The sequence below is a fragment of the Companilactobacillus versmoldensis DSM 14857 = KCTC 3814 genome (genome assembly GCF_001434295.1).
In the GTDB taxonomy this organism is placed as follows: Bacteria; Bacillota; Bacilli; order Lactobacillales; family Lactobacillaceae; genus Companilactobacillus; species Companilactobacillus versmoldensis.
Genome location: NZ_AZFA01000035.1, coordinates 1 through 11,140, shown reverse-complemented (window position 1 = coordinate 11,140; position 11,140 = coordinate 1). Strand labels below are relative to the sequence as shown.

The 11,140-nt window shown below is 40.1% G+C and carries 10 protein-coding genes and 1 pseudogene; 9 read left to right on the top strand and 2 right to left on the bottom strand.

What is annotated here, in order from left to right; genetic code table 11:
- Window positions 1-136 precede the first annotated feature (136 nt).
- From FC27_RS11065 to arsD, 8 genes and pseudogenes are all read left to right on the top strand, one after another.
- Complete coding sequence (locus FC27_RS11065) at window positions 137-1,714, top strand: cation:proton antiporter (RefSeq protein ID WP_010625336.1); 1,578 nt, start codon at window positions 137-139, stop codon at window positions 1,712-1,714.
- Window positions 1,715-1,776: 62 nt separating this feature from the next.
- The gene (locus FC27_RS11060; protein WP_338025919.1) at window positions 1,777-2,322 is read left to right on the top strand and encodes a 5-formyltetrahydrofolate cyclo-ligase; all 546 of its coding nucleotides are present in this window, start codon (window positions 1,777-1,779) and stop codon (window positions 2,320-2,322) included.
- Window positions 2,323-2,425: 103 nt separating this feature from the next.
- Window positions 2,426-3,479, top strand: a pseudogene (locus FC27_RS11055) (LLM class flavin-dependent oxidoreductase).
- Entirely contained in the window at window positions 3,472-3,759 is a 288-nt protein-coding gene (locus FC27_RS11050; RefSeq protein ID WP_010625333.1) for an NAD(P)-binding domain-containing protein, read from the top strand. The pseudogene FC27_RS11055 and the gene FC27_RS11050 overlap by 8 nt, the downstream one beginning before the upstream one ends.
- 120 nt (window positions 3,760-3,879) lie before the next feature.
- Window positions 3,880-4,092, top strand: a complete 213-nt coding sequence (locus FC27_RS11045) for an NAD(P)-binding domain-containing protein (protein WP_010625332.1) — start codon at window positions 3,880-3,882, stop codon at window positions 4,090-4,092.
- Window positions 4,093-4,246: 154 nt separating this feature from the next.
- On the top strand, window positions 4,247-4,555 hold the full coding sequence (locus FC27_RS11040; RefSeq protein WP_010625331.1) for an ArsR/SmtB family transcription factor: 309 nt from the start codon (window positions 4,247-4,249) through the stop codon (window positions 4,553-4,555).
- A gap of 62 nt (window positions 4,556-4,617) precedes the next feature.
- Window positions 4,618-6,348: an arsenical pump-driving ATPase gene (gene arsA, locus FC27_RS11035; protein WP_010625330.1), complete on the top strand. Its 1,731-nt coding sequence runs from the start codon at window positions 4,618-4,620 to the stop codon at window positions 6,346-6,348.
- A 55-nt stretch (window positions 6,349-6,403) separates the two neighbouring features.
- Window positions 6,404-6,742, top strand: coding sequence for an arsenite efflux transporter metallochaperone ArsD (arsD, locus tag FC27_RS11030; protein ID WP_010625329.1), 339 nt, complete (start codon window positions 6,404-6,406; stop codon window positions 6,740-6,742).
- Between the two features lie 42 nt (window positions 6,743-6,784).
- Here the strand turns inward: arsD and FC27_RS11025 are convergent, their stop codons facing one another.
- Together FC27_RS11025 and FC27_RS11020 are read right to left on the bottom strand one after the other, a co-directional pair.
- Window positions 6,785-8,461, bottom strand: a complete 1,677-nt coding sequence (locus FC27_RS11025) for a glycoside hydrolase family 13 protein (RefSeq protein WP_010625328.1) — start codon at window positions 8,459-8,461, stop codon at window positions 6,785-6,787.
- Between the two features lie 2 nt (window positions 8,462-8,463).
- Window positions 8,464-9,873, bottom strand: coding sequence for an SLC45 family MFS transporter (locus FC27_RS11020; protein WP_010625327.1), 1,410 nt, complete (start codon window positions 9,871-9,873; stop codon window positions 8,464-8,466).
- 206 nt (window positions 9,874-10,079) lie between these two features.
- On the opposite strand from FC27_RS11020, the gene FC27_RS11015 reads away from it, so the two are divergent.
- A complete protein-coding gene (locus FC27_RS11015; protein WP_029508239.1) occupies window positions 10,080-11,093 on the top strand; it encodes a LacI family DNA-binding transcriptional regulator in 1,014 nt (337 codons plus the stop codon).
- The last annotated feature ends 47 nt before the right edge of the window (window positions 11,094-11,140 follow it).

The window sequence follows — 11,140 nt, the reverse complement described above, 5'->3', positions numbered from 1 at the left end:
AAGCTCGGTACTTTAGTACCGATGTAGTTCACGATAACTATACTATTTAATTTTAAACCATCTAACATATTAGGTGGCTTTTTTTGAGTTTGTGCTATATTGAATGCAAAGTTAGTTGTTTTAGGGGATGACGTTTATGCACGTTATGATATCAACGGTTATTATCGTTTTTGCAGCTGCTATTAGTATCTTTATCTCACAGGCAATCAGAAGGGTATCTGTCAGCTATATCAGTATGATCTTGGGCGGGGTCATTTCATTGATTCCTGTTATTAGTAGTCATGTGGAAAATTTTGATTCAGATATTTTTATGGGGTTGATCATCGCACCATTGCTATTTTTTGAAGGGCAGGCGACTCGCCTGAATGCTGTCGGTAAAGAGTTGAAGCATATCATGCAGACTGCTGGTTTTTTAGTCCTTTTGTGTATGGTCGTTTCTGGATTCAGTGTCGTCTGGATCACTGGCATCAGTCTGCCACTGGCCTTTATTTTGTCGGCTATAAGTACGCCAACTGATGCAACCGCGCTAGATTCAGTCAGTGAGGGATTGAAGATACCCAATAATGAAGGCACCTTTTTGAAGATGGAATCACTTTTCAATGATGCTTCTGGGATCATCTTGCTAAATATGGCGATTCTTTGGTATGTCAAAGGCTATATTGATTATGGTGCGACCTTATTAAATTTCGTAGTTTCCGCCGTAGGTGGGATATTATTTGGTTTCGCGACCGCTTTTGTGATGGTCTTGTTCAGACAATTTCTCTTACGAACCTCATTTAATTCCCTGAATGCCCAGAACTTGCTGTATATCATCACGCCGTTAGTGATCTATTACCTAGCTGAAGAAATCCATGTTTCAGGGATCATTGCCGTCGTATGCGCTGGGCTAGTCCATAATGCCGAAGCACAACGGAGTCGTTTGACCAATGCCCCCCAAGTCCATCAAGGATTTGGTTTGGTCTCAATGATCACGGAGATCTTTGATAGTACAGCTTTTGTGATCCTAGGCTACATGTTCGTTAAGATTATCATTCAAGATAAAAATGCTATTCATGATTTGAATTGGCTCCTGATCGGGGTAACTTTATATATCATTAGTCTGATCATCCGTTACTTATATGCTTGTCTACGCTTAAAAATGTCTAATAAGTCAGCTTGGATTTTTTCACTAGGTGGAGTTCACGGAGCAATTACGTTGGCTTTGGCTTACATGCTTAAAGAAGTTCAAGTTAACAATGGGGACTTTCATCTAGTTTTGATGGCAGAAGGTACCTTGATAATTTTGAGTTTGATCGTACCAACGATTGTCTTTAATTTTATTTTAAAGTCAGATATCACAAATGATCAGGTCAAACAAGAGGTTAATCAATTACGGTTGAATATGGTCAAAGAAGCAATTGAAGCAGTCAATAAGATGTATTTACCTGATAAAATCAAAAAATCAGTTATCTTTGATTTGATGACACAAAAACAACGGACTAAGACCAAAGATTTCATGCGAGCTTGGATCGATGTCGTCAGACATCCCGAATTCGATCGAACCGAAAAAGAATTGGAGATGCGAGCTTTCATGAATGCCTTCGACAAAGAGCGTGAGTATCTTGATGGAGTTTCTCAAAGTGAAGAGAAGTATCAAAAATATATCTATGATCTATATAGTGAAGTCTTATTAGCAGAAACTTTAGTCATCGAACCGCTGAATTCAAAAAACTAACTAGTAGCTGGCTTTATTTGATAAGATAAGAGAGCTATAGAGACCAATTCGGGGAGGGAACGATCATCGATAAGAAGGACCTACGAAAACTGCAAACTAAAGCTCTAAGCAAGGGTAGGGCGAAAACTACTGAAGAAGGCAACGTACTGTTAGAAAAATTGGCACAAGAACCTGAGTGGCAGAACGCTCAATCGATTGCCACAACGGTCAGCAATTTGTTCGAGGTACCGACGAAACCAATCATTGAACGGGCTTTATCTGAGGGTAAACAAGTCTATTTGCCCAAAACCATGCCTCATCGCCAGATGGCGTTCTTGCCATTTTCTAGTTATGACGACTTGGTGGTCAGTGCTTACGGAATCCCTGAACCAGTGTATCAAGCTGATCTAGTTGAACGACAACCTGATTTAGTTTTAGTTCCGGGGGTAGCTTTTTCTACTTCGGATCGTTATCGAGTCGGCTTTGGCGGCGGATATTATGACCGTTTCCTAGCTCAATATCAGGGAAAGACTGTAGCATTAGTACCTTCGATCATGGAATTTGCTGACTCAGACTGGCCGGTCGAAGAATTTGATATGCAAATTGATAAACTAATCACACTTGATTGATATAAGTCAAAATTGCCAAACTTATTAATGGCACCAAGTTGCTATTCGGCTGTATACTCAGCTTGAAATTGCTTCTTGATGTCATTTTTTGTGAGGTGTGATTATGTCTATCGACATTAGTAAATTAGAGTTTGGCCTCGATACTTTTGGGGGATGTGGCTTTCAATGAAGATGGGTCAAAGATGACTTATCGAGAATCGCTACAAAATATTCTTAAAGAAGGTCAATTAGCGGATGCATTGGGGATCGATATCTTTGCTTTGGGCGAACATCATCGTGAGGAATATTCGATTTCTAGTCCAGAGATAATGCTGGCAGCATTAGCCAGTTCCACCAGTCGGATCAAGCTCAGTACTGCAGTCACTGTCTTGAGCTCTGATGATCCAGTCAGGATCTACGAGCGTTTTGCTACTTTAGACGGTATCTCCAACGGACGAGCTCAAATCATGCTTGGTCGTGGTTCATTTACTGAATCATTTCCATTGTTTGGCTACGATTTAGAAAAATATACCAAGTTGTTTGATGAAAAATTGGCGTTGTTCAATGAATTGATCACCAAGGATAAAGTTACTTGGAGTGGGGAAGAGACTCAAAATTTAGCTAATCAAACCGTCTATCCTCGGATCGAAAAGCATCAATTGCCTGTCTTTATTGGTATCGGTGGTACACCTGAGTCTGTCCTGCGCACTGCCCGTTATAATTATGCGATGATGATCGCCATCATTGGTGGTGAAGCTATCAGATTTGAACCTTATATCGAACTATACAAAAATGCCACCGAAGAATACGGTACTCAGGTCCATCAAATCGGTGTCCACTCCCATGGCATCATTACCGAAACTGACCAAGAGGCCTATGATATTGGCTGGAAATACATCAAACAAAGTATGGATAAAGTTGGACGTGACCGAGGCTGGCCAGAAATGACTCAAAAGCGATATGACTTTGAAGTCGGACAAGGAGCGTATTACGTTGGGTCTGTTGAAACTGTGGCTCAAAAAATCGCTCAAACCACTAGTGAACTAGGGATCGACCGTTTTGACCTAGTTTATGGGACCGGCGGACAACTTGAAAAAACTCGCCTCGAGACGATTAAGCTGTATGCCACCAAAGTGATCCCTCGAGTAAAAGAAATTCTGGTGAAAGCAGGTGACTAAACCAGTGATCGGCATCATCGGTGCCGGAAAATTAGGAATGACGTTGGCTAAGTTAGGACAAAATGTCGGTTTTCGAATAAATATTGCCGGTTCCAAAGAACCAGACAAAATCCGCTTGGCAGTGAGTGTTTTAGCCAAAGGGGCCACGCCAATGTTCGTCAAAGATGTCATCAAAAGCTCAGATATCATCATCTTAGCCCTGCCGTTGAGCCAATACCGACAAATTGTCCCGGATCAGTTAAAAGGAAAATTAGTCATTGATGCAATGAATTACTGGTGAGAAGTCGATGGCGATGAGAACAATTATTTTGATCAGCAAACGACCTCGTCTGAAAACGTTCAAAAGTATTTTGACCAGAGCATCGTGATCAAAGCCTTTAACCACATGGGGTATCACGATTTGGCTAGTTTAAGTGGTCAGGATCAAGCTATCGTCTATGCTGGCAGTGATCAAAAAGGTTTGGAGATAGTTGCCCAGGTGATCAAGGACTTTGGCTTTGTGCCATATTATTTAGGAGATCTTAGCCAAACGCGCCCATTGCAACCAGCTGGCAGTTTGTTCGGAGCGACGGAAGACGTTGGTGGAATCAAAGCACTGCTAAAAAATTCGTGAAGCAAAATTTGTTGTTTTATGAAGTCTTAATTGCTCAAAAAGTTTCGTATTGTGAAATATGTATCAAATTATATTGACGTTCATCTATCTAAGGATTATCTTATAGATAGATGAACGTCTATTTATTTTAATTGGCTTTAAAGGGGGGATGACAATGGATTATCAACGTTATGCAACTACTTTAAAAGCAATGTCTGACCCTAGTCGTTTGCAGATAATTGACATGTTATCTTGTGGTTCACTCTGTGCTTGTGATATTTTGCCACATTTTAAATTTTCGCAGCCGACCTTGTCGCATCGTATGAAGATTTTGCAAGAAGCTGGGATCATCTCGACGACTAAAAAGGGCAAATGGCACTATTATGCTTTAAATGATGAGTTCATTTCTAACTTTAACCAATCGGCTCAGACGTTATTTGATGACGGACCGAATTGTGCTTGTCATCAGGGATGTGTGTCGTGATAACACTTTTTTCTATTTAACACATAGACAATCATCTATGTATCAATTAGGGAGGTAATATTGTGGATTTCTTTCAACCGACTGAATCAGAATTAACACATTATTTGTTCTTCACTGGTAAAGGTGGCGTTGGCAAGACTACCGTTGCTAGTGCTACTGCGATTAAACTTGCCAATATTGGTCATCAGGTAGCGATTATTTCGACTGATCCGGCCAGTAATTTACAAGATGTTTTTAAAACAGAACTTGATGATAAGTTAAAACAGATCACCACGGTTCCTAATTTATATGCTGCTAATTTTGACCCTTTAGAGGCAACGGCTAAGTATAAAGAAAATGTCGTTGGACCTTATCGGGATATTTTGCCTGCAGCGGCAATTGAAAACATGGAAGAGCAACTGTCAGGTTCTTGTACAGTTGAGATTGCGGCTTTCAATGAGTTCGCAGAATTTTTGACTGACCCAGAGGTCGATCAACGTTTTGATTACATTATTTTTGACACTGCACCGACTGGTCATGCTTTACGGATGCTGCAATTACCTTCAGCTTGGAATGATTATCTAGATGAAAATCAACGTGGAGCCTCATGTTTAGGTCAATTAGCTGGCTTAAAAGATAAGAAAAAGGCTTACTCAAAGGCAGTTGAAACCTTGAGTGATCCTAATTTGACGACGTTGATGATTATTTCTCGTCCGGAAAAGTCATCTCTATTGGAAGCTGACCGAGCTTGCCAGGAATTGGATCAAATCGGTATGAAAAATCAATTGTTAGTTATTAATGGTGTCCTACAACAACCGAACGATGATCCTTCACAATTTATATATCGTCAGCAGCAGCAAGATATTGCTCAAATGCCTGACAATCTAGCTGACAAAACGAATTATTATTTGCCGTTACGACCATATAATGTTATCGGAATCGATAGGCTAAGGCACTTATTTGATGATCAAATGGTCGTTGAATCAACGGCAATCACGAAGGGGACAAATTATCCAAAACTGAACAAAATCGTCGATCATTTATTAGAGACTAATAAAAAGATCGTCTTTACGATGGGCAAAGGTGGTGTTGGTAAAACAACTATCGCCGTAAAAATTGCCGAAAAATTGGCCCAAGCTGGTAAGACCGTTAATTTAGCCACTACTGATCCAGCTGATCATTTAAACCAATTCAAAATTGATGACCAACGCATCACCATCAGTCATATTGATGAGCAGTTGGCTTTGAAAGCTTATCAAAATGAGGTTATCACTAAAGCTGAGAAGTCGATGTCAGCTGATGATTTGGACTACATCAAAGAAGACCTCCGTTCTCCATGCACCCAAGAGATTGCCGTCTTTAGAAGATTCGCTGAGATCATTGCTGATAATCGCAGTGACGTGGTAGTTATCGATACGGCCCCGACCGGGCATACGTTGTTATTGCTTGATTCCACTCAAAAATACGCTGAGCAAGTCAAGAAGACCACCGGTTCAGTTCCAAAATCGATCACCGATTTGTTACCAAAATTACAGGATCATCAACAAACCGAGATCATTATGGTCACCTTGCCGGAAACGACACCAGTTTATGAATCACTCCGACTCAATCAAGATTTGGATCGGGTCGACATCTTGCATGACTGGTGGGTCGTCAACCAAAGTATGGTCGGTATCCAGACTGATAATCCATTTTTGGAAGTCCGGGCCGAAAACGAAGTCGAGTGGATCGATAAAATCGCCGAAGTATCTCATGGCAAGTTTGTAGTTGAGAACTGGGATCTAGATTTTGAGAAAGAATTTTTAAAAGTTTAAGCAAAATTATTTTAGAAAATATTATTGAAGAAAATTTCTGGGGAGGAAATCAATTATGACAAAAGTAGAAATATTCGAACGGGCATTATGTTGTGAAACTGGAGTTTGTGGGCCCAATGTTGATGAAGAGTTAGTCCTGATCACGGCAATTGAGAAATATATCAATGACCAAGGCAAAGATGAGATTGCTCGGACTAATCTAGCTAGCAATCCGAAAGCCTTCGCCAATCAACCGATCGTTTACGATTTGATCAAAAAAAATGGTGCCGCTGCTTTACCAGTAACAATCATTGACGGTAAGTTGATGAAAACAGGTGAGTATCCTAGTGTGAGCGATATTTCTAATTATTTGGGCATTGACTTAAGCAATAAATTTACTCAAGTATCACAATAAGCACAAAAAAGTCGAAAACCATTTGGTTTTCGACTTTTTATTTTAATTATTAAATTGGTAAACCTTTGTTTCATAAGGTCTAATTTCTGTTCCTTGATCGTCCTGATAATTACCGATCAATAATTTATTTGCTTGAGTTTGTTGATAATCACGTGTGATTGTTTGATCAGTGAAATTACTAATGACTAGCAGCGTTTGACCGTTGTAGTGACGGCGGTAAGCAAATACTTGGTCATCGTCAGGATCTAATTCTTCATAAGTTCCTAACACGATCAAATCACTATCGTGACGTAGTGAGATCAATTGACGATAATAGTTGAAAATTGAATCTTGGTCGTCAACCTGACTCTTGGCATTGATCTCTTGGTAATTAGGGTTCAAAGCGAACCATGGAGTTCCTGTCGTGAAACCAGCATTTTCTGAATCGTCCCAATGCATTGGAGTTCTGGCGTTATCACGGGAGATGTTTTCTAAGTATTTCAACATTGTTGGTCCATCAACACTTTTGTCGGTATCAACAAATTGATGATAGGCATTGATACTTTCGATATCTTCGTAATCAGTCAATTTTTGGTAATGGACGTTAGTTTCACCAAGTTCTTCACCTTCATAGACATAAGGTGTACCTTGCATCATGTGTAGAGTAGTTCCTAACATCTTAGCTGCCAGGACACGGTACTTGGGTTCATCAGTCGCAAAACGAGATACGGCTCTTGGCTGGTCATGGTTATTCCAGTATAAACTGTTCCAACCTTTTCCATCTAACTCAGTTTGCCAACGGGATAAGGCTTGCTTCAAGTCGGTCAATTTTACTGGTTGGTCGTTCCACTTGCCGAGGCGTTTGTCTGGGTTGGGTGAGAGTGTGACGTGTTGAAATTGGAAGACCATGTTGAGTTCGTTGGCTTTTAAGCCGGTATATTTGATGGCATCTTCAGGTGTTGAACCGGGCATTTCGCCGACGGTCATGATGTCATAATGTGATAAGACTTTGTCATTCATTTCATGCAAAAATTCATTTAGACGTGGACCATCTGAAACTAGTGGTTCGACATTGCCATAAGGTGCTCCCTTAGGTTGTGGCGCATCAGGTAGACCGGCTGGTTTAGAAATCAGGTTGATGACATCCATTCTGAAGCCGTCGATACCCTTATCGAGCCAGAAACGCATCAAGCTGTAGACTTCTTCTCTAACTTTAGGATTTTCCCATTTGAGATCTGGTTGACCAGGTGCGAACAAGTGTAGGTAATATTGACCACGTTTTGGTTCATAAGTCCAAGCTGAACCGCTGAAATATGAACCCCAATTGTTCGGCTCATGACCGTCGACAGGGTCACGCCAAATATAATAGTCGGCGTAAGGATTATCCTTTGACTGACGACTTTGCTTGAACCATTCGTGTTGGTCAGAAGTGTGGCTGACGACTAAATCCATCAATAATTTCAAATTTAATTTGTGGGCTTTTGCCAACATCTTGTCAAAGTCGTCCATCGTTCCATAAACAGGTTGGATTGAACGATAATCGCTGATATCGTAGCCGTTGTCTTTGTCTGGTGATTTGTAAATTGGATTTAGCCAAACGACATCGGCACCAAGTTTCTTGATATATGGCAGGCGTTGTGTGATCCCAGGAAGATCTCCTACGCCATCGCCGTTACTATCTTGATAACTACGTGGATATACTTGATAAACCACAGAACTTTGCCACCATTGTTTAGTCATAATTACATTTCCTCCTCAGTTTTACTAGTGATAGATGGATGAATCAAACTTACAGATAATGAGCCGTTCAATAGTGCTGCACCGGCAACTGCTAACATACCAGGCATTGATTTTCCGACCATTGGGAAAATGACGAAACTTAGTAATGAAGCAATGATTTGTGGTAAGCAGATACCACAGTTGAACAATCCTAGGTAAGCACCCTCATTTTGTCCATTCAATGATTCTGTGAACAGTGAAAGAGGTTGTGTTTGCATAGTTAAGTACCAAATACCGATCATGCAAAATGAAATGATCAATAAGAATTGTGAGTGGATGAAGAAAATGGAAACGAATCCCAATCCACCAATGATCAAACTGAAACGAAGCCAGAATTTACGTTGTATTGGTTTAGTGTGTGATAAGACTGCGAATCCCCAAACAACAGCTGCTAGAGATTGAACACAAGTCATGATCCCGAACCAGTTACCAGCGGCTTGATAGCCAGCCGATGAGGCATTGGCAGTGTTCCAAACGTTTCTTGCGATGGCACCAGTACCATAAGTGCTTAAGTATTGAAAAGCAAACCAGTTGAAAATTTGAACTACGAAGATCTCCCAAAATGATCTAGGAGCTGTTCTAATCAATTTCCAAAGACTAGCTGACTTTTTGTGATCATTAACATCGATGTGATGATAATTTGCATAAGTTGTTGGATCATATTCGTGAACTGATTTAACTGTATATAATGACGTGATCAAAAGGATAGCGGCTCCAATATAAAATGTTAACCGTAGTGATAAAGGAACAGTTCCTTTAGCAGCAACATTAGAAACGCCGATCCAAGTTAAAACGAACGGTAAAATAGTGGCAAAAACTCCACCTAAATTAGAAAATGATTGTTGCCATGACCAAGCGCGATCTTTTTGATCTTCGTTGACCATGTCACCGATGATCATTTTGAACGGTTGCATACAGACATTAGATGATAAATCCATGAATAAAACTGAAATTGCACCGAACCATAATGCTGCAAGTGAGGCAAAACCAAGTCCCATATTTCCGCCGTTTGGCAATAGGATCATAACGAGAGCAGCAACAGGTGCTCCAACTAATAAGTAAGGCATCCTACGGCCGAAACGAGTCCAAGTCATATCAGAATATTTTCCAATCAAAGGCTGAACGATCATTCCTGCTAGTGGAGGCAATATGAAGAAAAATCCCAATTTGGTCGGATCAGCGCCGATCGTTTGGAAGATCCTTCCCATTTGCGATGATTGTAATGAAAAAGCCATGTTGACGCCAAAGAAACCAAAGGTCATTGCAAAAAGTGTCTTCATCGATAAATTTGGCAATGAATTTTTAGAAACTTTCTTTTCAGCTTTGGCAGGTTGAACAGGTATTTCATTGGCAAGTGCTTTGTTGTCAACCATAAGTATTTCCCCCTTGAAATAGATTCAATTTATTTTATTGCAACCGATTACATTGATGATACTAACATTTTACGCAAACGTTTACAATGCTTTTATATCAAAAACACAAACGTTTGTGTAAATTTGCTTAAAATAAGCTATTAAGCTGTTTTATTAATCGAAAACAAGTAGAATGGTAGTAATGATTGCCAAAGGAGGAAATGTTCTTGGCTACCACAATTAAAGATATCGCTAAAATGGCCGGGGTTTCAGCGGCCACGGTTTCGCGTGTCTTAGCAAATAAAGAGGGCTTTTTCGGGAGCTCGACGGCAAAAAAAGTCCGCGAGGCTGCAGCTAAATTAGGCTACCGTAAAAATACCTCAGCAACTGAATTAGTAACTAGAAAGAGCCATGATTTAGCTGTGATCGTCAATGCAACTAAGACAAATTTTTCAAATCACATTATTGATGGGATTCAAGCAGCTGCTTTTCCAAAAGACTTGAATGTCATTATTTTGTATGCTGGAGATTTCGATGCTGAACGTCAAAGAAGAGCTATCAATACAGCGGTAAATCGTTCTGTCATGGGAATCTTATTATTGTCGGTCGAAGTTAATGACGATAATTTAGACTTGTTAAAGTCGGCTCAGATTCCGTTTTGCTTCTTGTCAATTTCTGAAACCGACGAGAGTTTGCCATTTATAACTTCTGATGATGAAGAGGTCGGTTATTTAGCTACTAAATACTTGTATCAACAGGGCCATCGAAATATCGGGATCGCTGGTATCAATTACAAAAATGCCATCACTGGTGAATTACGTCTTCATGGCTATAAGAGAGCTCTCAAAGAATTCAAATTGCAAGAAAATCCCGACTGGATCTCAGCTGGAGATTATAGTTATGAATCGGGAGAATTAGCTATGTCGACTTATGGACGTAATACTAAACTGACAGGCATCATCGCCGGGAGTGATATGGCAGCTATTGGCATTATGAATCAAGCTAGGAGCCTTGGCCTGTCAGTTCCAGATGATATTTCCATCGTTGCCATCGATGGTACGGAATTGTGTGAAATAGTTCAGCCACAATTGACTAGTGTCAGTCAAAGTTTTTATGAGATGGGTACGTTAGGTGTTGATTGGTTGTTGAATAAAGACAAAAAAGTTACTAAAACCATTACACCAATCAAAGTTATCGAACGTCAGAGCGTCAAACGATTAACGGGAAAAAATAGTTTTTAATAAAATAGGACAGCCACTCAAGAATTTTTCGGGTCTAAACTTTCTGG